Origin of the sequence: Lysinibacillus contaminans (assembly GCF_001278945.1) — a bacterium.
GTDB lineage: Bacteria > Bacillota > Bacilli > Bacillales_A > Planococcaceae > Lysinibacillus > Lysinibacillus contaminans.
Genome location: NZ_LGRV01000001.1, coordinates 1 through 22,472, shown reverse-complemented (window position 1 = coordinate 22,472; position 22,472 = coordinate 1). Strand labels below are relative to the sequence as shown.

The following is a 22,472-nucleotide window of genomic DNA, read 5'->3' as shown; positions in this document are numbered from 1 at the left end:
AAACGTTTGTTCTTAATTATATCGTACTTTTTACAGCCTTAACAGTGGCAAGTGCAGCTTTTAAATCGTCGTAAATAATATTGCCGACAACCACCGTGTCTGCATACTTAGCCATCTCCTCTGCTTGTTTTGCAGACGTAATACCTCCACCGTAAAAGAGCTTTGTATGATTCAATTCATTTTTCACAGCACGTACAATTTCAATATCGCCATACATGCCGCTATATTCTACATAAAATACCGGGAGTTTAAAGAAATTTTCAGCCAAACGCGCATATGCAATAACGTCATCAACAGATAAATCAGTGTTTGCACCTGTTTCTTTAGCCACTTTACAATCAGGATTTAAAATACAATATCCTTCAGCTACAAGCTCTTCCCACACCATAATATCACCGTACTCTTTAATGGCCTCATGATGTAAGTTTTTAATCCATTTTGGGTCATCACTGTTTAATACTGTTGGAATAAAATAATAATCATATCCTGGTGTAACTGATTCAACCGTTGAAATTTCCAATGCGACAGGGACTGTAAAACGACGTACACGCACTAATAAATCGAGCACATTATCAAGGGTAATACCATCTGTGCCACCGACTAGGATGACATCCGTGCCTGATTCACAAATTTTTTCTAATGCCTCATCAGAAATTTCTTTTGCTGGGTCTAGCTTGAACACATGTCTCCACTCTAAATACTCCATCCATATACCACCTATCTAGCTTTTCTATTTATATATATTCATCTATAAGTATAGCCGAAGCAACACGACAAAAAAATGAAAAGACTGAGCAGAAGTTCTACCCAGTCTCTCTATTGACACATTTATGAAGCTACTATTTCGGTGCTTGGAATGGTTTTTCTTCCGGATACAGACGACCTAGCATTTCATCATATGTATCATTCCCATAATCAAAACAACGGCGTACACGGGAAATGGTTGCAGTACTTGCGCCCGTTTCTTTTTTAATGGATTCATATGTTTTCTTCAAACGTAATAAATGCGCAACTTCAAAACGTTGTGCCAGCGATTGAATCTCACTAATCGTACATAAGTCATCAAAGAACTTATAGCATTCTTCAATATCTTTAAGTTCTAACACTGCTTTAAATAATTGCTCCGTTTGATGACCCCGAATTTTTTCGATTTGCATGTAGCTTTCCTCCCTTTAAGGTTGTGTTTTCACTATTGCTTGTAACCCCGGTGAGGCTGGTACGAAATGAACCCAAGACTTCCCTGGCATTAGCTTTACTAGCTCTCCAGACTCTTCAACAGCCATTGGAATTCCATCGACATTTGCCCATTTGACTTCTCTTAAATAGCCATTCTGAAATACGTAAGCATTTCCACCAGATGTTAGATCAATATCTTGGCGACCTACATCATCAATTGTTTGATGCTTCATTTCGAAAAATAATACATTCGCAAATGTTAATGCTTCACCTGTCAGCATATCTTGTGTGGTTACGCCACCCGATTGTCGTTCATAAAGATTGTTTTGATGATCGTACACATACGTATTATGGAAGGACTTATTATTCCCATAGTAAACGTCAACTTGACTAGTTTCAATGCCTATCTTACCATGTTCACCTTGTTCATAAAAAGCCTGAACTACTTTTTCACTGTAATTCATTGAAGCGCCTACTTTTTCCGCTCCTTTTAATATGTTTTCTGAAGAAATATAAGAATTATGTGGTGCCACACGATCCTTCGAGCGTTTAAATAAAGTACCGTCATAATTCATTCCATTAATATTATCGACTACGTTGTTGGTAAGCATCGATTTCGCCTCAGGGCTATAACCATGTGCAATGTAAAATGCATCATATGCTTTGGCAATATCGACGAAATAATTACGTGCACTTCGCACTGGCCCTACTGTTTCAGGTAATGCACTTTGATAGACTGCTAAAAAGCGAGTTACATTACCTTCAGCAAGCATTTCATAGATAACATCCGCTTCAGCTAGGCCAGACTGTGGGCGTGCTTGAGGATGATTATTCACTGTCACGATAATCGGACGCTGCGTTACTTCTTCTTCAACGACTTCTCCTGTCAGCGGTGCTAAATGTACCTCTTCTTCAACAGTTTCCTCAACAGCCTGTTCTTCTTCTTTCGGTGTTACATCCTCTTCTTTTTCCTTTGAACATCCCCCGATGAACAAAGCGCTAAATGCTAATGCCATAAATATTTTATTTGATTTCAACACAGACAATTTCCTCCCTCAAATCAATTACGTTCAAATTATGTATAATGATTAATTACGCCACAGCGTAATTGTAGTTGCCATTTTATAGATTGCATTCATCCCACTATTTATGAAATCTGGGGGATGAATGCTGAATCATGTTAAAGCATAACCGCTGGCAATAATAACTTATTTTTCATAACATCAAAAATGCCCTTTTGGGTAATACGTATATAAGGCAAGTGAGTCGATTGTAAAAATGCTAGCGAGTAAATAGCGTCTCCAAGATGATAGCCTCGGTCTGTTAAAGCTCGTTTTAAAGCAATCTCTTTCTCTATTAATTCTTCAACATTACCATCATATAACAACCCACCAATCGTAAGTGGCAGGGTAGCTACAACTTCACCTTTTTCAATGAGTACAATTCCACCTCGCATTGCTTTCATTTCTTCAAATGCCTTCTCCATGTCGTCTATATTTTTACCGATGAGTAAAATATCACCTGTATACGAATAAGAAGATGCGAGTCCTTGAACATCTGTAGCAAAGCCTTTAATCATCGTATTAACATGCCATTTACCTTTTCGATCGATGAGCATTAAATAGCATTCATCATGATTTGAAAGTTGTCTTTCCTTTGAAATCGTTGAGTTGTACGGCTTTGTAATGACATCATTCACCATTTCAATTCCAAATGGCATTGAAAACTGGAAATTTTCTGCTGAAAGGCTAAAATCCAAATTAAATTCCGGAATCGCCGAGTAATCAACCTTCCTTAGCCTTAGTACACGCTCTCCATTACGCTTTAACCAAACGCCTTTCGATAGCACGCTTTCCGGAACAGGATGCCACTCATCTTGTAAAATATTTAGCGAAGCAAAGCGCCCAGTTGCGATAAAGCCATGTAAATTCGACATATTATAATAGCGCGCTACATTATATGAGGCCATTTGGTACGCATCAATTGCTGGTACGCCAGCATCTAATGCCACCTGAATACATTTATCCATGACACCATCTTGATGGAACATGGGAGTAGAGCCATCTGTTGTCATCATTAAATGATCGAAAATAGGAAGTTCTTTTTCCACAATCCCCTTTAATAGATCGGGTAAATCTGGACGAATCGATGAATGTCGAAGCGTTACCGCAAATCCTTGCACTATTCTTCGTTCCACTTCCTCTACTGTCATTGCTTCATGGTCGCCGTCTGCACCGAGTAACTTCATGCGTGCTAATGTACGTTCTGATGCCCCTGGAAAGTGCCCTTCAATCTTCTTACCCATGCACTTTGCCATCTGCATACGGTATAGCATTTGGTCATCGCCATGTAATAAACGTGGCCAACCCGTTAATTCACCACCAAGTACAACATCATCACGCTCTAACCATTCTAAAATCGATGTATTCGAGAAAATTTCCTCCTCTTGCTCCATCTCCGTCTGCGAATCAAATCGCGTCCACCAATAAAACGAAAAAGGTAACTTTTTCAAATCATCTAATATTGAAAACGCTTTCTTATTTTTTAAAGATAAAGCAAAGCTTAAATTATCTGCTATAAATGTTGTTGTTCCAAACTGGCCACAAAAATCTGCAAATGACTGCGGGTGATAAAGCTGAGACGGATGAACATGCGGCTCAATATAACCTGGCACAATTGTTTTTCCAGTGCAATCTACTACTTCAGTTCCTTCTATTAAAGGAGGCATTTTGTCGCCTGCATAGACAATGCGATCACCCAAAATCCAAATATTACCTTCAATCCACTGTTTTAACATGCTGTGCAAATAACGTGCATTTTTTAAAACAATATCCGGTGCTTGCTTTCCATCTATTACGGCTAACTGTTGACGAAGTTCTGTAATTTTCCATACCGGGTTCATCAAAAACGCTCCTTCCTATATTACGTAAAATTTCATTGTGTAAATCACTCTAAATAACACATACTACTATCGCATAAGCGCGTTATATTTTTTGCTTTTGCAGTTATCTTGCTTCAATCGTAACACAGCACTTTCGTAAAGCAAAGTGTACTCTTATCATTTTTCACTAAAACTAAAGGAGGTAATTTAGAATGCAACAGTCCAATTTAAGTGATAGAAATGCTTTTTGTCGTTTTATGGTCGGCACAAGTATGACCGCGTTTGGAATCGCCAAAGTTTCACGAAATTCTGACTGTCTATCAGGAAAATTAATGATTACTCTTGGTGCCATGAAAATGGCAGAAGGTATTTTCAAATATTGCCCTACAAAGGCAATGCTTAATACCAATATGCAAAGTGCCATGACGACTACTATGCAAAGTATGTTCAGTGGTCAAAATTCTATAACACCCGAGAACATCAGCAAATTAATGCAAGATTTCTCATCTGCTTTTTCAAGTAGTAACACTGATACTAAATCAGGGTCTACACAAACAAGCGACACCGACGCCGAAACAAATAAGCAAAATTCCTCGGACACTAAAAAGAATAATAACACTGAAACAAATAAGCAAAACTCCTCAGACACTAAAAATTCTACAAATAACTCACAGAATCCTTCTTAGCAAAAAAGCATGTCTCATAAGTATTCGAGACATGCCTTTTTTTGAAGCGAAGTTAAAGCGTTGGCTACAAAAAACATTAGAACTGGCTTCAATTAATGCAGTTACGTATAAATTATTTAAATGTTCGCCAGCCGATATCTTTACGGAAGAAGAAGTTTGTCCATTCTTCAGTCGCAATACCTGCATACACTTTTTCTTGCGCTTCTTTTAATGTTGCTGCTTTTGCACCCACTAATAGCACACGCCCGCCGTTACCGACAAACTTATCGTCTACTAATTTTGTCCCTGCATGGAACACATCGTGCGAAGTAGAAAGCGCAGCTAGATTTGGTAATGCATTGCCCTTTTCAACATCTCCAGGATATCCTGCAGCTGCAATAACTACACCCAGCATTGCTTCATCTGACCATTGTAAATCGAATGGTTTTTCATCCATTAAGGCTGTCATGAATGCACCAAAATCAGATGCCATACGCGGTAACACCACTTGTGTTTCAGGATCACCGAAACGTGCGTTGAACTCAATTACTTTCGGACCGTTTTTCGTTAAAATTAAGCCTGCATATAAAATCCCAGTGAACGACACGCCTTCTTGTTCCATTGCGGCTACTGTTGGCTCAACAATTTCTTTGTAAGATTGGTCTACAACGTCCTGTGAAATTTGTGGAACTGGCGAATAGGCGCCCATACCACCAGTGTTGGGACCTAGATCGCCGTCATATGCACGTTTGTGGTCCTGTGCAATCACCATCGGATAAATTTGACCTTTATGAACAAACGACATAAATGAGAATTCTTCGCCGTCTAAGAATTCTTCCACAACAACGCGAGATGATGATTCTCCGAAGCGTTGATTTCCAATCATATCTTGCACGGCTTCAATCGCTTCTTCTTCCGTCATCGCCACGATAACACCCTTACCAGCTGCTAATCCGTCCGCTTTAATAACAATTGGTGCACCTTGCTCTTTAATATATGCTACTGCTTGATCAGCTTCTGTAAATGTTTCGTGTGCAGCAGTTGGGATATTGTATTTATTCATAATTTCTTTTGCGTATGATTTACTACCTTCAATTTGAGCTGCTGCTTTCGTCGGACCAAATGCACGTAAGCCACGCTCTGTGAAGAAGTCTATGATACCAGCTGCAAGTGGTTGCTCTGGGCCAACGAAGGTTAAAACTACTGCGTTTTCTTTTGCAAATTGTGCAAGTCCTGCAAAATCCATTGCATCAATTGCTACTACTTCCGCGTCACCACGCATCCCGTCATTACCTGGTGCTACGAATACTTTTTCTACGGATGGAGAAATGCTAAATTGTTTGGCAATTGCATGCTCACGACCACCGCTTCCAATTACTAATACGTTCATGTGGAAAAACCCTCCCTTTGTAAGTAAAACCGAGATGTACCACCATCTCGGTTAAAGTGTCTGTATATTAATTGATTGATGAATTTTTTAATTAATGTTTGAAATGACGTACGCCAGTAAATACCATCGCGATGCCGTATTCATTTGCTTTATCGATCGAATCTTGGTCTTTAATAGAGCCACCTGGTTGGATAATTGCTGTAATACCAGCTGCTGCAGCTGCCTCGACAGTATCGCCCATTGGGAAGAACGCATCAGAGGCAAGTGCTGCACCCTTTGCTTTTTCACCCGCTTGTTCAAACGCAATTTTCGCTGCGCCGACACGATTCATTTGACCAGCACCAACTCCTAATGTCATTTGTGCGTCTGTTACAACTATTGCATTCGATTTCACATGTTTCACAACTGACCAGCCAAGTTGTAATGCTTCCCACTCTTGTTCAGTTGGTTCACGGTCTGTTACTACTTTAATATCCGCATCTACAAAGCAGTGGCGGTCTGGCTCTTGTACTAGTAAACCACCTTCAACAGAAACAACATTGAATTTATCTTGTTTTTCTTGCGCAAATGGAATTGTTAATAAGCGAATATTTTTCTTTTGCGTTAAAATATCAAGCGCTTCTTGTGAGAATGATGGCGCAATAATAATTTCTAAGAAAATATGGCTTAGTTTTTCAGCAGTTGCTACGTCTACTTCCATGTTAAGTGCGATAATACCGCCGAAAATTGATGTTGGATCTGCTGCATATGCTTTATCAAATGCCTCTTCTAATGTTGCGCCAGTACCAACACCGCAAGGATTCATATGTTTCACTGCTACTGCAGCTGCCATTTCGAATTCCTTTACGATTTGAAGTGCTGCATTACCATCTTGGATGTTATTGTATGATAATTCTTTCCCATGTAATTGTGTAGCATAAGCTAACGAGAAATCAGAACCAAGATGTTTTTGATAAAACGCTGCTTTTTGGTGAGGATTTTCACCATAGCGAAGGTTTTGTTTTAACTCATAAGTTAGTGTTAAGCTTTCAGGAAACTCTTCTTCTGTTAGGTAATTAGAGATGTATGAATCATAAGCCGCTGTATGACGGAATACTTTTGCAGCTAATTTTTTTCGTGTTTCAATAGTTGTCTTACCGTCAGTCTTTAACTCCTCTAATACATGAGCATAGTCATTCGAATCAACAATGACTGTAACGTATTGGTGGTTTTTCGCTGCTGAACGTAGCATTGTTGGTCCACCGATATCGATATTTTCGATTGCATCGTCCCATGTAACATTAGGCTTTGAAATTGTTTCAACGAATGGGTAAAGGTTTACACACACGATTTCGATTGGCTCGATGCCATGCTCGTTCATTTGAGCTTGGTGGCTCGCATCGTCAAACTTCCCTAATAATCCACCGTGAATCATTGGGTTTAATGTTTTCACTCGGCCATCTAAAATTTCTGGGAACTTTGTTACTTCATCAACAGCTGTTACTGCTACATTGTTGTCTTGTAGCATTTTTTTCGTACCGCCAGTTGATAAAATTTCATAACCTAATGCGACTAATTCCTTCGCAAATTCTAAAATACCTGCTTTATCTGAAACACTAATTAATGCACGTTTTGTCACAACAAAATCCTCCTAATTTGTCTCTTTCGAATGTATGATTGAGCGGGTTTAGGTCATTGTAGAGCGAACTACCCACTTCAATCTTAGTTATTTAAATAATTGCTGCAATGCCGTTGTATACAACGAATGTTCTTCTTTATGAATCGCCGTTTCTGTCGCTACGCGATCACCAACAACAACTGGTACAGCAGCCTGTGCGATAATTGGACCCGTATCCATACCTTCATCGACAAAGTGAACTGTTACTCCAGTTACTTTGACACCGTGGTCCATTGCTTGTCCGATGGCATCTTTACCTGGAAAAGAAGGTAATAATGAAGGATGGATATTGACGATACGCTGCGGATAAGCCGCTAACAACACTTCGCCAATTAAGCGCATGTAGCCAGCTAGAACTACCCACTCGACGCCACATTCGCGTAACGCTTCAATAATAGCAGTCTCGTAATCTACTTTCGACGCAAACTCTTTCGGACTTAACGCTAATACTGGTATATCAAAGCTTTCAGCACGTGTTACGACAAATGCGCCAGGCTTGTCTGTGACAACAAGCGCGACTTTCGCATTTAACTCTCCATGTTCTATTGCTTCTTGAATCGCTTGAAAATTACTGCCGCTGCCTGAAGCAAACACGGCAATTTTGGTTGGTGCAGTCATTACACTAAGCTCCCATCATGTGAGCCGTTAAATACAACACCTTCACCTTTCACAACGCGGCCGATTTTGAACGCTTTTTCACCGTTTGTTTCAGCTGTAGCAATAACTTTATCCGCTTCTTCTGCTGGTACAGCTATTACGAATCCAATACCCATGTTAAAGACATTATAAAGATCCTTATCTTCTAATTGCCCTTTTTCTTTTAAGAATTCAAAAATACGAAGTACTGGCCAAGAACCTAGATCAATTTCAGTTGCCAATCCCTCAGGCATCATACGAGGTAGATTTTCATAGAAACCGCCACCTGTTACGTGTGCACAGCCATGAACGTCCGCTGCTTTTAATGCTGCAAGAACTGGTTTTGCATATAATTTAGTTGGTACTAGAAGTGCTTCACCAATTGGACCTAAATCCTCGAAGCCTTCTACAACTGCATCTACTGCATAATCGTTGTCAGCGAAGACAATTTTACGTACTAATGAATAGCCGTTTGAATGCACGCCACTTGAAGCAAGACCAACAAGCACGTCACCTTCTACAATTTTTTCACCTGTCACGATTGCAGATTTTTCACAAGCACCTACTGCAAAGCCTGCTAAATCGTACTCATCTTCCTCGTAAAGACCTGGCATTTCAGCTGTTTCTCCACCAATTAGGGCTGCTCCAGATTGTACACAACCATCTGCTACACCTTTAACGATTTGCTCGATTTTTTCAGGTACTGCTTTACCTAGTGCTACGTAATCTAAAAAGTAAAGTGGCTCTGCGCCTTGTGCGACAATATCATTGACACACATAGCAACACAGTCAACACCGATTGTATCGTGCTTGTCCACCATAAATGCTAATTTCAGTTTTGTCCCAACACCATCAGTCCCTGAAATAAGAACAGGTTCTTTTAGATTTAGTTCTGACAAGTCAAACATACCACCAAAGCCACCGAACGTACCCATCACACCTAGACGGTTTGTACGCTCAACGTGAGACTTCATTCGTTTAACGGCTTCATAGCCTGCTTCAATATTTACACCTGCTTGTTCATATGCTTTTGACATGCAAGACTTCCTCCTTTAATGAAATACGCTTAGCGTAACAGTTCTTTTTCGTGCGGTAAGATTGTATCTGGGAAAATTTCAGTTGGATACTTACTTGTGAAACATGCTAAGCAAAGTCCACGATTTTCATCATCGTATGGACGTGCGATTGTCTCGACCGTACCCTCTACAGAAAGGAATGTCAGCGAATCAGCACCGATTGCCTCACGAATTTCATCGACACTATGACTAGAAGCAATTAGCTCTTCATGTGTAGATGTGTCAATGCCGTAATAACAAGGATCTGTCATTGGTGGTGACGAAATCACAACATGTACTTCTGCTGCGCCCGCCTCTTTTAGCATGTTCACGATACGGCGAGAAGTAGTCCCACGTACGATTGAATCATCGACCATAATAACGCGCTTATCTTTTACAACTTGGACAACTGGAGAAAGCTTCATTTTTACGCCGCGCTCACGTAATTCCTGCGTCGGCTGAATAAATGTACGACCTACATAACGGTTTTTAATTAACCCTAACTCGTAAGGAATTCCGCTTTCCTCTGCAAATCCAATAGCTGCAGAAATACTTGAATCAGGAACCCCTGTTACAACATCAGCTTCAATATGTGCACATTCACGAGCTAGCTGTTTCCCCATACGTTTACGTGCCATATGTACATTAATGCCATCGATATCTGAATCGGGACGCGCTAAGTACACATACTCCATCGCACACATCGCACGATTTTGCATAGGCGCAAAACGATCAGACTTTATGCCTTCATCGTTAATAATTAATAACTCACCTGGTTCAACAGAACGAACAAACTCTGCACCAATCAAATCAAATGCACAAGTTTCTGAAGCAACAACCCAACCATCCCCTAACTTACCTAGAGATAGCGGACGTAAACCATGTGGATCACGTGCCACAAGCATTTCATCCTTCGTCATAATTAAGAACGAGTAAGCGCCTTTCAATAATGACAAGGCATTTTTCACCTTCGCACGAAATGGTGAATGTGAACTTTTCTTAATTAAATGCGCAAGCACCTCTGTATCAGAGCTAGAGTGGAAAATACTGCCCTGACGCTCTAGATATTGTTTTAAATGATTAGCATTGACTAAGTTACCGTTGTGAGCAATAGAAAGGCTACCAGTTGATGAGTGGAATAAAAGCGGTTGCACGTTTTCGATACCACCACCGCCAGCTGTTGTATAGCGTACGTGCGCAATTGCCGCATTGCCGCTTACTGCTTTTAGTTTATCCTCATTAAATACATCATTTACTAGACCCTCTCCTTTTACCGCACGAAGGTGCTGGCCGTCAGATACGACGATACCAGCTCCTTCTTGTCCTCGGTGTTGAAGAGCGTGTAGCCCGTAATAACTAAGGTGTGCTGAACTTGGGTTACCCCAAATACCAAACACCCCACATTCTTCGTTTAAGCCTCTGAGTTCAGCAAGCATGGGATTGCTCCTTTCCAATTAGAACGGAATTCCTCCACTGTACCTTCTACAAGCACACCGTTATCACCGCTGATTTTAACAAGCGCATCGTTTGTTACGACACCGATTTTTTGTGCATCTTTTACAGTCTCTAAAAATGCTGATGCATTTTCTTCTTTAACTGTTACAACAAAACGAGATTGTGTTTCACTGAATAAAGCAGTTACAGCCGATCCGGCAAGTGATACATCAACGCCTAAACCGTTTGCACCAAATGTTTTTTCAGCAAGCGCCACTGAAAGTCCACCTTCTGCTACGTCATGGGCAGAAGCTACAAGTCCAGCTTTAATAGCTGTTAATAAATCATTTTGACGAGCCGCTTCAACAGTTAAGTCAATAGCAGGTGCTTTACCAGAAATCACACCATCGTTTAGTAATTTTTGAAGCTCTGAACCACCAAACTCAGTTTTTGTTTCACCGATTACGAATACAATATCGCCAGCCGCTTTCACATCTTGAGTTGTTACGTGTGCTAAGTCTTCAATAAGACCTACCATACCGATTGTTGGTGTTGGGTAAACTGCTACACCCGAACGCTCATTATAAAGGGATACGTTACCACCAATAACAGGTGCGTTTAATGCTGTACAAGCTGCAGAAATACCGTCAGCTGATTTTTCGATTTGCCAGAAGATTTCTGGTTTCTCTGGGTTACCGAAGTTTAAGCAGTCTGTAATGGCAAGTGGTGTACCACCAGTTGCTACGATGTTACGAGCCGCTTCTGCTACTGCAATTGCACCGCCCACTTCTGGGTCAAGGTAGATGTAGCGAGAGTTACAGTCAGTTGTCATCGCAAGACCTTTATTTGTACCACGTACACGAATAACTGCCGCATCAGAACCCGGTGCAACAACTGTTGACGTACGTACTTGGTAATCGTATTGATCGTAAACCCATTCTTTAGAAGCAATAGTTGGTGCTTTTAAAAGTGCGTTTAATGTTTCTTTATAATCTGTTACAACTGGTTCAGCATTTTCGATAGCTTGGAACTCAGCATAGTAAGCAGGCTCAGCAGATGGCTTATAGTAAACTGGTGCATCTTCTGCAAGTGCATCAGCTGGTACATTCGCCACCACTTCGCCGTTGTGTACTAGGCGTAGCATTTTATCGTCAGTTACAACACCGATTGCTACTGCATCTAAATCATATTTATCGAAAATCACTTTTATTTCATCTTCGCGACCTTTTTTCACAACTAATAACATACGCTCTTGAGATTCAGAAAGCATCATTTCATAAGCTGTCATGCCTGTTTCACGTTGAGGCACTAGGTCTAAGTTCATTTCCACACCAGAGCCAGCTTTTGAAGCCATTTCCGCTGAAGATGACGTAAGACCAGCAGCACCCATATCTTGAATACCTACTAATGCATCTGATTTCACAACTTCTAAGCATGCTTCAAGTAAAAGTTTCTCCATAAATGGATCCCCTACTTGCACTGCTGGGCGTTTGTCTTCTGAGTCTTCTGTTAACTCTTCAGAGGCAAATGTCGCACCGTGGATACCATCGCGACCTGTTTTAGCGCCTACGTACATTACTGTATTACCAACACCAGCAGCGATACCTCGTTGAATATCCTTATGATCAATTAACCCAACGCACATTGCGTTAACCAGTGGATTTCCTTCGTAACAAGGGTCGAATTGAATTTCGCCACCTACAGTTGGAATACCGATACAGTTACCGTAGCCAGCGATACCAGCCACTACTTCTTCAAATAAGTATTTACCGCGTGCTGATTTTAACTCACCGAAACGTAGCGAGTTCAGCATTGCGATTGGACGTGCCCCCATTGAGAATACGTCACGGATGATCCCACCAACTCCTGTTGCCGCACCTTGGTAAGGCTCGATTGCCGATGGATGATTATGTGATTCCATTTTGAAAACAACGGCTTGTTCATCACCAATGTCGACAATCCCTGCACCTTCACCAGGACCTTGTAATACTCGAGGGCCTTTGGTTGGGAATTTACTTAACACTGGTTTTGAGTTTTTGTAAGAGCAATGCTCCGACCACATTACCGAGAAAAGACCTGTCTCTGTCCAATTTGGTAGACGACCTAAAATTCCTTCTACCATTGCGAATTCTTCGTCTGACATACCCATTTCAGCGTATAGCTTTTTCTCTTTAATTTGCTCTGCTGTTGGCTCAAACTTAGTTATTGACATGATTTTCCCTCCACTGCTTTACAATTGATTTAAATACAGCTAGTCCGTCTGCTCCACCAACAAGAGTATCTACTGCACGCTCTGGGTGTGGCATCATACCTAGTACATTTCCGCGCTCGTTAACAATCCCTGCGATATCTTCTAAAGAACCATTTGGATTTTCTCCTGAGTATGTGAATACGATTTGATTATTATCTTTTAGCTTTTGTAATGTTTCCTCGTCACAATAGTAGTTACCCTCACCATGTGCGATCGGAATATCAATTACTTGACCTTGCTCATATTGATTTGTGAATAATGTATTGTTGTTTTCTACTTTTAGTTGTACTGTACGGCACATGAATTTTAAGTTTTTGTTACGAAGTAAGGCACCTGGTAGTAATCCTGCTTCCGTTAAGATTTGGAATCCGTTACATACACCTAGCACTGGCTTACCAGCATCAGCTGCTTTTTTTACTTCAGCCATAATGTTTGATTGATTCGCCATTGCACCACAGCGAAGGTAATCTCCATAAGAGAAGCCTCCTGGTACTAGAATCCCATCAAAACTACTTAAATCTGTTTGAGAATGCCAGACATAATCTACTTCTTCACCTAGTTCATCTTTAATGGCGTGATACATATCGATGTCACAGTTTGACCCAGGGAATACGAGGACTGCGAATTTCATGATTAGTTAGCCTCCTCGACTTCATAGCGGTAATCTTCAATCACAACGTTCGTTAATACTTTTTCGCACATTTCTTTTACAAGTGTATCGATGTCGCGAGCTGAGTCAGCGATCGTTAATTCTAAATATTTTCCGATACGTAAATCTTCAACTTCACCGTATCCCATTTTTGTTAATGAACCTTTTACTGCTGAACCTTGTGGGTCTAAGATACTCTCACGTAATGTTACGTAAATTTTAACTTTTTTCATTTTTATTTGCCTCCGAGTCTAGTAAGGATAATAGTATATACTTCAGTTAAATTGCCAAGGTCACGACGAAAGACGTCCTTATCTAACTTTTGCTTTGTTTTCGCATCCCATAGTCTGCATGTGTCTGGTGAAATTTCATCAGCCAGTAATACCGATCCATCCGTGTCACGCCCAAACTCTAATTTAAAATCTATTAAAGTTACGTCCACATCTTCGAAGATTGGTAGCAGTACTTTGTTGACAGCAAGTGCGCCGTCATAGATTGCTGTTACTTCATCAGGTGTTGCAAGGTCTAGTACATCAATATGCTCCGTCGTAATGAACGGATCACCTAACTCGTCGTCTTTATAATAAAATTCAACGATCGGGCGTTTTAAAGGTGTGCCTTCTTCAAAGCCAAGGCGTTTCGCTAAGCTACCAGCCGCTATGTTACGTACTACGACTTCAATTGGAATAATGTCGACCTTTTTCACAAGTTGTTCAGTATCTGACAATTGTTTTAAGAAATGTGACGCAATTCCGTTTGCTTGTAATTTTTCGAAAATTAAAGAGGTAATGCGGTTATTTAACACGCCTTTTCCAACAATCTCTTCTTTTTTCTCACCGTTAAATGCTGTTGCACTATCCTTGTACGCAACAAGAAGCACATTTGGCTCCTCCGTTGCATACAGTTTTTTTGCCTTACCTTCATACAAAAGTTGATCTTTAATCATTTCGTCATTCCCCCTATTTTCAAATACGCCGGAATCATTAACTTTACTCAATCAACCGACAGAATAAAGTTAATTTAGTCCAAGACGTTCAAAAATCATGTCTACATGCTGTAAGTGGTAGTTGTAGTCAAAGCAATCATCTAGCTCTTCCTTTGTTAAGAATGATGTGATTTTTTCACTCGCATCAACTAATGTACGGAATTGCACTTGCTCGTCCCATGCCTGCATCGCAAGTGGCTGTACTGTGTCATACGCTTCTTCACGCACTAAACCTTTATCGATTAGTGCAAGTAAAATGCGTTGAGAGTATATTAGCCCAAAGGTGCGACCCATATTACGTTTCATGTTTTCAGGGAATACTGTTAAGTTTTTAACGATATTACCGAAGCGATTTAACATATAATTTAATGTAATCGTCGCATCTGGTAAAATCACACGCTCTGCAGATGAATGTGAAATATCACGCTCATGCCATAACGCAACGTTTTCATACGCTGTTACCATATAACCACGCATTAAACGTGACAGACCAACCATATTTTCAGAGCCGATTGGATTACGCTTATGTGGCATTGCTGATGAACCTTTTTGTCCTTTTGCAAAGGCTTCTTCTACTTCTCTTGTTTCTGACTTTTGCAAACCGCGAATCTCAGTTGCGAACTTTTCAATTGACGTTGCTACTAAAGCTAAGGCACCTAAATACTGTGCATGGCGATCACGCTGTAGCGTTTGTGTTGAAATAGGCGACGCTGCAAGTCCAAGTTTATCGCATACATATTGTTCTACACGTGGATCAATATTTGCATACGTCCCAACAGCACCAGACATCTTTCCAGTTTCAATTACTTGAGCAGCTGCATCGAAACGTTCTAAGTTACGTTTCATTTCTTCGTACCATAAACCTAGTTTCAAGCCGAAAGTCGTTGGCTCTGCATGGACACCATGTGTACGTCCCATCATCACCGTATATTTATGTTCTTTCGCTTTCGCAGCAATAATATCAATGAAGTTCACAATGTCTTTACGTAAAATATCATTTGCTTGTTTAATCAAATAAGAAAGGGCCGTATCGACAACGTCCGTTGATGTTAAGCCATAATGCACCCATTTACGTTCCTCACCCAGTGTTTCAGATACGGCACGTGTAAAGGCTACAACGTCATGTCGAGTTTCTTTTTCAATTTCTAAAATACGATCCACATCAAAAGATGCATTTGCACGAATTTTTGCGACATCTTCTTTTGGAATATCGCCGATTTCTGCCCAAGCTTCACACGCTAAGATTTCTACTTCTAACCATGCTTGGTATTTGTTCTGTTCCGTCCAAATTGCTCCCATTTCGGGTCTGGTGTAGCGTTCAATCATCGCGTATCTCCTTCTATTCTGACCAAATGCCAGAATGTTCGATTTCTTGTAAAGTTTGTTCCAAATCTTTTGTCATAATCGTTACATGCCCCATTTTACGGTTTACCTTAGCTTCAGCTTTGCCGTAAAGATGTAAAGACCAATCAGGATATTTTGCAATTAAATTACTAAGTGGCATTACATGCTGTCCTAGAACATTCACCATAATAGATGGTGCCCATAGCTGCGGCTTTCGTAAAGGCCAACCACAAACAGCTCGAATATGTTGATGGAATTGCGATACGTTACATGCTTCAATTGAATAGTGGCCTGAATTATGTGGTCTTGGCGCTAACTCATTAATGACAATGTCGCCATTTTCTAAGACGAACATTTCCACTGCTAGTGTACCCACAAGATCCAAATAATCTGCAATTTTCATTGCTTCACTTTCAACAGCCTGAGCTGTCTCTTCTGTAATACGTGCAGGTACAATTGTTTCATGCAAAATATGATGCACATGAATATTTTCACCTACTGGTTGGCAATAGGATTCACCGTCACCATTACGTTGTACAATAACGGAAACTTCCTTCACGAAAGGTACAAAACCTTCTGCAATACATTGTGAATGTGTGAAAAGCTCTTCCGCCAACGTAAGGTCAGCCGCTGATTTTAATAGTTGTTGCCCTTTACCATCATAGCCACCTCTTGCTGTTTTCACGATGCACGGATAACCGATTGTTTCAATATTTTCTACTAATTTCTCATATGTACTTGCCACAACATAAGGTGCAACAGGACAGCCAGCTTCTACAATTGCTGCTTTCTCCGTCACACGATCTTGTGTAATACGCACTAATTCAGCACCTTGTGGTACATACGCCATCTCCGTTAATCGTTTTAGGCCTTCATAATCAATATTTTCAAACTCGTACGTAATAACATCACTTACTTCTGCTAGCTCTTCTAAAGCCGCCTCATCATTGTATGGCGCTAGAATGCGAATGTCTGCTACTTGTCCACATGGTGAATCCATTGTAGGCTCTAGCACAGCAATTTTAAAACCAGCTTCTTTTGCTGCAAGTGCCATCATACGTCCAAGTTGCCCACCACCGATAATGCCGATTGTTTGTCCAGGATATATAATCTTCCTCACACTAGGTCACCCGTGCTTTCTAATACTTGCTGCTTTGTCATCTCGCGTCTAGCATCTAGTATGTTAGCAAGCTCTGCATCTGTTATCGACAAAATTTGCGCCGCAAGCAAGCCTGCATTTGTCGCTCCAGCTTTACCAATCGCAACCGTTGCTACAGGCACGCCACCTGGCATCTGTACAATCGACAATAATGAATCAAGACCATTCAGTGCACGAGACTGCACTGGTACTCCAATAACCGGCAACGTCGTTTTCGCTGCCACCATACCTGGTAAATGCGCGGCACCACCAGCCCCTGCAATAATCACTTGAATGCCGCGTCCTCGCGCTGCTTCTGCATATTCGAACATTAAGTCAGGTGTTCGATGTGCAGATACTACCTTTTTCTCGTACGGTACTTGTAATTCATCTAAAATATCACATGCATGTTTCATTGTTTCCCAGTCACTTGAACTACCCATAATAACACCGATTTTCGGATTCATGAATTGTCGCTCCTTTTAAACGATAGAAAAATGATCGATTGTTGTGCTAGCTACTATTATTCAATAGCCACTGCATTTTTTACTTTTTTACACAAAAAAACCCTCAAATAAACTACTCTCTACAGTACACGTGAAAGCAGCTTACTTAAGGACCATTGATGAAAAGAATATGCAGATTTACTCATCTGTAAACACACCTTCCCGAAACATGCCAAAAGTTGCTTTCCCGCATAGTCCAGCATTTACGGTGCCGGGTAGAGACACTAGAGCCGATCCTCTAGCATATATGTGGGATTTAATTGTATTTCCTAATCACATTTTATCAATTGTATTCACTATCGTCAATGTAAAAATGCGAACGTTTTAAATTAGTAAAAAGACATTGTTCGGTTTTCAGTCATATCTATTCAAATTCTTGACATAACATCGCTTTAAATTGTATTTTTTGACGTAAATACGTCGGTTCTCCATTTACTATTTGAAAGACAGGTTCTTCTTTTCTCCCCATAGCTATATAACCATCCTTTTGCATTCGTGCCAAACATTCTTCTATAGTTTCATTTTCTTCTACTTCATACCAAATTTGCTTTTTTCCCAAATTGCCCTTCCTTTCACTACTCTTATCTTTTTAGACTTCCTCACTTAAACCCAATTATACATTGTTATCCTTAATAAGGAAGGCAAGATTTTATAACAATTATTTTTACTATAAACTATCATTAGAGGATAACTTAGTCGAAGATATAACTGAAGAAAACACTGAGGAAGAGATTCATAACTAACTCTTTTGGCAAAGGTACTATTAATAACTAGATAAGTTGAACTTAAGAATCCTTCATACTGTTATCTATACAATTTATACTATTTTTATGTGAAACCTACATAACATGTGGTTAGATAATATCTCAATACAGAAAAAAACAGCCAACATATAGTTGACTGTTTCATGTGCCTAGCGACGTCCTACTCTCACAGGGGGAAGCCCCCAACTACCATCGGCGCTAAAGAGCTTAACTTCCGTGTTCGGTATGGGAACGGGTGTGACCTCTTTGCCATCATCACTAGACCTTATTTAATTGAAAGAATTATTCTTACAAAACTGGATAAACGTTTCATTGATATACAAACTATTTTGTTTTGGTTAAGTCCTCGATCGATTAGTATTCGTCAGCTACATGTGTCGCCACACTTCCACCTCGAACCTATCTACCTCATCGTCTTTGAGGGATCTTACTTACTTGCGTAATGGGAAATCTCATCTTGAGGGGGGCTTCATGCTTAGATGCTTTCAGCACTTATCCCGTCCACACATAGCTACCCAGCGATGCCTTTGGCAAGACAACTGGTACACCAGCGGTGTGTCCATCCCGGTCCTCTCGTACTAAGGACAGCTCCTCTCAAATTTCCTACGCCCACGACGGATAGGGACCGAACTGTCTCACGACGTTCTGAACCCAGCTCGCGTACCGCTTTCATGGGCGAACAGCCCAACCCTTGGGACCGACTACAGCCCCAGGCTGCGATGAGCCGACATCGAGGTGCCAAACCTCCCCGTCGATGTGGACTCTTGGGGGAGATAAGCCTGTTATCCCCGGGGTAGCTTTTATCCGTTGAGCGATGGCCCTTCCATGCGGAACCACCGGATCACTAAGCCCGTCTTTCGACCCTGCTCGACTTGTAGGTCTCGCAGTCAAGCTCCCTTATGCCTTTACACTCTACGAATGATTTCCAACCATTCTGAGGGAACCTTTGGGCGCCTCCGTTACTCTTTAGGAGGCGACCGCCCCAGTCAAACTGTCCGCCTGACACTGTCTCCTGCCCCGCTAAGGGGCATGGGTTAGAATTTCAATACAACCAGGGTAGTATCCCACCGACGCCTCCTTCGAAGCTGGCGCTCCGAGATCTCTGGCTCCTACCTATCCTGTACAAGTTGTACCAAAATTCAATATCAGGCTACAGTAAAGCTCCACGGGGTCTTTCCGTCCTGTCGCGGGTAACCTGCATCTTCACAGGTACTATAATTTCACCGAGTCTCTCGTTGAGACAGTGCCCAGATCGTTACGCCTTTCGTGCGGGGCGGAACTTACCCGACAAGGAATTTCGCTACCTTAGGACCGTTATAGTTACGGCCGCCGTTTACTGGGGCTTCAATTCGCAGCTTCGCTTGCGCTAACCACTCCTCTTAACCTTCCAGCACCGGGCAGGCGTCAGCCCCTATACGTCACCTTACGGTTTTGCAGAGACCTGTGTTTTTGCTAAACAGTCGCCTGGGCCTATTCACTGCGGCTCTCTCACGCTTGCACGCTACCAGAGCACCCCTTCTCCCGAAGTTACGGGGTCATTTTGCCGCGTTCCTTAACGAGAGTTCTCTCGCACACCTTAGGATTCTCTCCTCGACTACCTGAGTCGGTTTGCGGTACGGGCACCTCTCACCTCGATAGAGGCTTTTCTTGGCAGTGTGAAATCAGGAACTTCGTCCATACGGACTCGTCATCACAGCTCAATGTTAAAGAATGCGGATTTGCCTACATTCACACCTTACTGCTTGAACACGCGCAACCAACGGCGTGCTTACCCTATCCTACTGCGTCCCCCCATTTCTCAAACGGTGAGGAGGTGGTACAGGAATATCAACCTGTTGTCCATCGCCTACGCCTATCGGCCTCGGCTTAGGTCCCGACTAACCCTGAGCGGACGAGCCTTCCTCAGGAAACCTTAGTCATACGGTGGACGGGATTCTCACCCGTCTTTCGCTACTCATACCGGCATTCTCACTTCTAAGCGCTCCACCAGTCCTTCCGGTCTGACTTCAACGCCCTTAGAACGCTCTCCTACCACTCACATCATAGATGTGAATCCACAGCTTCGGTGAATCGTTTAGCCCCGATACATTTTCGGCGCAGCGTCACTCGACCAGTGAGCTATTACGCACTCTTTAAATGATGGCTGCTTCTAAGCCAACATCCTGGTTGTCTGTGCAACGCCACATCCTTTTCCACTTAACGATTACTTTGGGACCTTAGCTGGGGGTCTGGGCTGTTTCCCTTTTGACTACGGATCTTATCACTCGCAGTCTGACTCCCGTGTATAAATATCTGGCATTCGGAGTTTGTCTGAATTCGGTAAACCGGGATGGCCCCCTAGTCCAAACAGTGCTCTACCTCCAGTATTCTCAATCACGAGGCTAGCCCTAAAGCTATTTCGGAGAGAACCAGCTATCTCCAGGTTCGATTGGAATTTCTCCGCTACCCACACCTCATCCCCGCACTTTTCAACGTACGTGGGTTCGGGCCTCCAGTAAGTGTTACCTCACCTTCACCCTGGACATGGGTAGATCACCTGGTTTCGGGTCTACGACCACGTACTAATTCGCCCTATTCAGACTCGCTTTCGCTGCGGCTCCGTCTTCTCAACTTAACCTCGCACGTAATCGTAACTCGCCGGTTCATTTCTACAAAAGGCACGCTATCACCCATTAACGGGCTCTAACTACTTGTAGGCACATGGTTTCAGGATCTATTTCACTCCCCTTCCGGGGTGCTTTTCACCTTTCCCTCACGGTACTGGTTCACTATCGGTCACTAGGTAGTATTTAGCCTTGGGAGATGGTCCTCCCAGATTCCGCCGGAATTTCACGTGTTCCGCCGTACTCCGGATACACTCAGGAGGGAATGAACTTTCGACTACAGGGCTTTTACCTGCTACGGCGGACCTTTCCAAGTCGCTTCGTCTAACTCATTCTTTTGTAACTCCGTATAGAGTGTCCTACAACCCCAAGAGGCAAGCCTCTTGGTTTGGGCTCTTCCCGTTTCGCTCGCCGCTACTCAGGGAATCGATTTTTCTTTCTGTTCCTCCAGGTACTTAGATGTTTCAGTTCCCTGGGTCTGCCTCTATGACGCTATGTATTCACGTCAAAGTACTGTTCTATTAAAAACAGTGGGTTCCCCCATTCGGAAATCTCCGGATCAAAGCTCACTTACGGCTCCCCGAAGCATATCGGTGTTAGTGCCGTCCTTCTTCGGCTCCTAGTGCCAAGGCATCCGCCATGCTATAGAGTGTCCTACAACCCCAAGAGGCAAGCCTCTTGGTTTGGGCTCTTCCCGTTTCGCTCGCCGCTACTCAGGGAATCGATTTTTCTTTCTGTTCCTCCAGGTACTTAGATGTTTCAGTTCCCTGGGTCTGCCTCTATGACGCTATGTATTCACGTCACAGTACTGTTCTATTAAAAACAGTGGGTTCCCCCCTTCGGAAATCTCCGGTTCAAAGCTCACTTACCGCTCCCCGAAGCATACCGGTGTTAGTGCCGTGCTTCTTCGGCTCCTAGGGCCAAGGCATCCGCCATGCGCCCTTAATAACTTAACCTACGTTATTAAGCCTAAAAACTTAATTAAAAAAATAAATGTGTTTGTTACTATATCAATGTCGTTTTATCCAGTTTTCAAAGAACAATAAAATTGGTGGAGCCTAGCGGGATCGAACCGCTGACCTCCTGCGTGCAAGGCAGGCGCTCTCCCAGCTGAGCTAAGGCCCCAAGAGGTATTTATGGTGGGCCTAAATGGACTCGAACCATCGACCTCACGCTTATCAGGCGTGCGCTCTAACCAGCTGAGCTATAGGCCCTCTTGGAAGTTTTATAAAGTTATTATAAACCTTCAAAACTGAACGCAAAACGCAATCTTACAAACCCATGGTTTGTATTCCGAATATATCCTTAGAAAGGAGGTGATCCAGCCGCACCTTCCGA

The 22,472-nt window shown here is 42.1% G+C and carries 18 protein-coding genes, 2 tRNA genes, 2 rRNA genes and 1 riboswitch; of the genes, 1 reads left to right on the top strand and 21 read right to left on the bottom strand.

Annotation, left to right across the window (positions count from 1 at the left end; genetic code table 11):
* Positions 1 to 16 precede the first annotated feature (16 nt).
* The 4 genes from pcrB to AEA09_RS00095 all read right to left on the bottom strand — a co-directional run bounded on the left by pcrB (position 17) and on the right by AEA09_RS00095 (position 4,078).
* A complete protein-coding gene (gene pcrB / locus AEA09_RS00110; RefSeq protein WP_053581917.1) occupies positions 17 to 706 on the bottom strand; it encodes a heptaprenylglyceryl phosphate synthase in 690 nt (229 codons plus the stop codon).
* A 133-nt stretch (positions 707 to 839) separates the two neighbouring features.
* Positions 840 to 1,157 carry a YerC/YecD family TrpR-related protein gene (locus AEA09_RS00105; protein ID WP_053581916.1) on the bottom strand — a complete coding sequence of 106 codons (318 nt, stop codon included), beginning with the start codon at positions 1,155 to 1,157 and terminating at the stop codon, positions 840 to 842.
* A 15-nt stretch (positions 1,158 to 1,172) separates the two neighbouring features.
* On the bottom strand, positions 1,173 to 2,216 hold the full coding sequence (locus AEA09_RS00100; RefSeq protein WP_082332512.1) for a DUF3048 domain-containing protein: 1,044 nt from the start codon (positions 2,214 to 2,216) through the stop codon (positions 1,173 to 1,175).
* Positions 2,217 to 2,356: 140 nt separating this feature from the next.
* Positions 2,357 to 4,078, bottom strand: a complete 1,722-nt coding sequence (locus tag AEA09_RS00095) for an adenine deaminase C-terminal domain-containing protein (protein ID WP_082332511.1) — start codon at positions 4,076 to 4,078, stop codon at positions 2,357 to 2,359.
* Between the two features lie 191 nt (positions 4,079 to 4,269).
* On the opposite strand from AEA09_RS00095, the gene AEA09_RS00090 reads away from it, so the two are divergent.
* Positions 4,270 to 4,743 carry a DUF2892 domain-containing protein gene (locus tag AEA09_RS00090; RefSeq protein ID WP_053581914.1) on the top strand — a complete coding sequence of 158 codons (474 nt, stop codon included), beginning with the start codon at positions 4,270 to 4,272 and terminating at the stop codon, positions 4,741 to 4,743.
* Between the two features lie 112 nt (positions 4,744 to 4,855).
* Here AEA09_RS00090 and purD read toward each other — a convergent pair whose 3' ends face one another.
* The 17 genes from purD to AEA09_RS00005 all read right to left on the bottom strand — a co-directional run bounded on the left by purD (position 4,856) and on the right by AEA09_RS00005 (position 22,348).
* Positions 4,856 to 6,112 carry a phosphoribosylamine--glycine ligase gene (purD, locus tag AEA09_RS00085; protein WP_053581913.1) on the bottom strand — a complete coding sequence of 419 codons (1,257 nt, stop codon included), beginning with the start codon at positions 6,110 to 6,112 and terminating at the stop codon, positions 4,856 to 4,858.
* Between the two features lie 91 nt (positions 6,113 to 6,203).
* Complete coding sequence (gene purH / locus AEA09_RS00080; protein ID WP_053581912.1) at positions 6,204 to 7,730, bottom strand: bifunctional phosphoribosylaminoimidazolecarboxamide formyltransferase/IMP cyclohydrolase; 1,527 nt, start codon at positions 7,728 to 7,730, stop codon at positions 6,204 to 6,206.
* 87 nt (positions 7,731 to 7,817) lie between these two features.
* On the bottom strand, positions 7,818 to 8,387 hold the full coding sequence (gene purN / locus AEA09_RS00075) for a phosphoribosylglycinamide formyltransferase (protein ID WP_053581911.1): 570 nt from the start codon (positions 8,385 to 8,387) through the stop codon (positions 7,818 to 7,820).
* Positions 8,387 to 9,442: a phosphoribosylformylglycinamidine cyclo-ligase gene (gene purM / locus AEA09_RS00070; RefSeq protein WP_053581910.1), complete on the bottom strand. Its 1,056-nt coding sequence runs from the start codon at positions 9,440 to 9,442 to the stop codon at positions 8,387 to 8,389. Before purM ends, purN begins: the two co-directional genes overlap by 1 nt.
* Positions 9,443 to 9,471: 29 nt before the next feature.
* Positions 9,472 to 10,896 carry an amidophosphoribosyltransferase gene (gene purF, locus AEA09_RS00065; protein WP_053581909.1) on the bottom strand — a complete coding sequence of 475 codons (1,425 nt, stop codon included), beginning with the start codon at positions 10,894 to 10,896 and terminating at the stop codon, positions 9,472 to 9,474.
* Positions 10,872 to 13,106 carry a phosphoribosylformylglycinamidine synthase subunit PurL gene (purL, locus tag AEA09_RS00060; protein WP_053581908.1) on the bottom strand — a complete coding sequence of 745 codons (2,235 nt, stop codon included), beginning with the start codon at positions 13,104 to 13,106 and terminating at the stop codon, positions 10,872 to 10,874. Before purL ends, purF begins: the two co-directional genes overlap by 25 nt.
* On the bottom strand, positions 13,093 to 13,776 hold the full coding sequence (purQ, locus tag AEA09_RS00055) for a phosphoribosylformylglycinamidine synthase subunit PurQ (protein WP_053581907.1): 684 nt from the start codon (positions 13,774 to 13,776) through the stop codon (positions 13,093 to 13,095). Before purQ ends, purL begins: the two co-directional genes overlap by 14 nt.
* Positions 13,777 to 13,778: 2 nt before the next feature.
* Entirely contained in the window at positions 13,779 to 14,027 is a 249-nt protein-coding gene (gene purS / locus AEA09_RS00050) for a phosphoribosylformylglycinamidine synthase subunit PurS (RefSeq protein WP_053581906.1), read from the bottom strand.
* 2 nt (positions 14,028 to 14,029) lie between these two features.
* A complete protein-coding gene (gene purC / locus AEA09_RS00045) occupies positions 14,030 to 14,740 on the bottom strand; it encodes a phosphoribosylaminoimidazolesuccinocarboxamide synthase (protein WP_053581905.1) in 711 nt (236 codons plus the stop codon).
* Positions 14,741 to 14,809: 69 nt separating this feature from the next.
* A complete protein-coding gene (gene purB, locus AEA09_RS00040) occupies positions 14,810 to 16,105 on the bottom strand; it encodes an adenylosuccinate lyase (RefSeq protein ID WP_053581904.1) in 1,296 nt (431 codons plus the stop codon).
* Positions 16,106 to 16,118: 13 nt separating this feature from the next.
* Entirely contained in the window at positions 16,119 to 17,243 is a 1,125-nt protein-coding gene (gene purK / locus AEA09_RS00035; protein WP_053581903.1) for a 5-(carboxyamino)imidazole ribonucleotide synthase, read from the bottom strand.
* A complete protein-coding gene (gene purE, locus AEA09_RS00030; RefSeq protein ID WP_053581902.1) occupies positions 17,240 to 17,728 on the bottom strand; it encodes a 5-(carboxyamino)imidazole ribonucleotide mutase in 489 nt (162 codons plus the stop codon). The genes purK and purE overlap by 4 nt, the downstream gene beginning before the upstream one ends.
* A gap of 211 nt (positions 17,729 to 17,939) precedes the next feature.
* Positions 17,940 to 18,038, bottom strand: a riboswitch (purine riboswitch).
* Between the two features lie 93 nt (positions 18,039 to 18,131).
* Complete coding sequence (locus AEA09_RS00025; RefSeq protein WP_053581901.1) at positions 18,132 to 18,326, bottom strand: NETI motif-containing protein; 195 nt, start codon at positions 18,324 to 18,326, stop codon at positions 18,132 to 18,134.
* A gap of 352 nt (positions 18,327 to 18,678) precedes the next feature.
* A 5S ribosomal RNA gene (gene rrf / locus AEA09_RS00020) occupies positions 18,679 to 18,794 on the bottom strand.
* Between the two features lie 71 nt (positions 18,795 to 18,865).
* Positions 18,866 to 21,796, bottom strand: a 23S ribosomal RNA gene (locus AEA09_RS00015).
* A gap of 387 nt (positions 21,797 to 22,183) precedes the next feature.
* Positions 22,184 to 22,259 (bottom strand) — tRNA-Ala (locus AEA09_RS00010).
* A gap of 12 nt (positions 22,260 to 22,271) precedes the next feature.
* Positions 22,272 to 22,348 (bottom strand) — tRNA-Ile (locus tag AEA09_RS00005).
* Between the last annotated feature and the right edge of the window lie 124 nt (positions 22,349 to 22,472).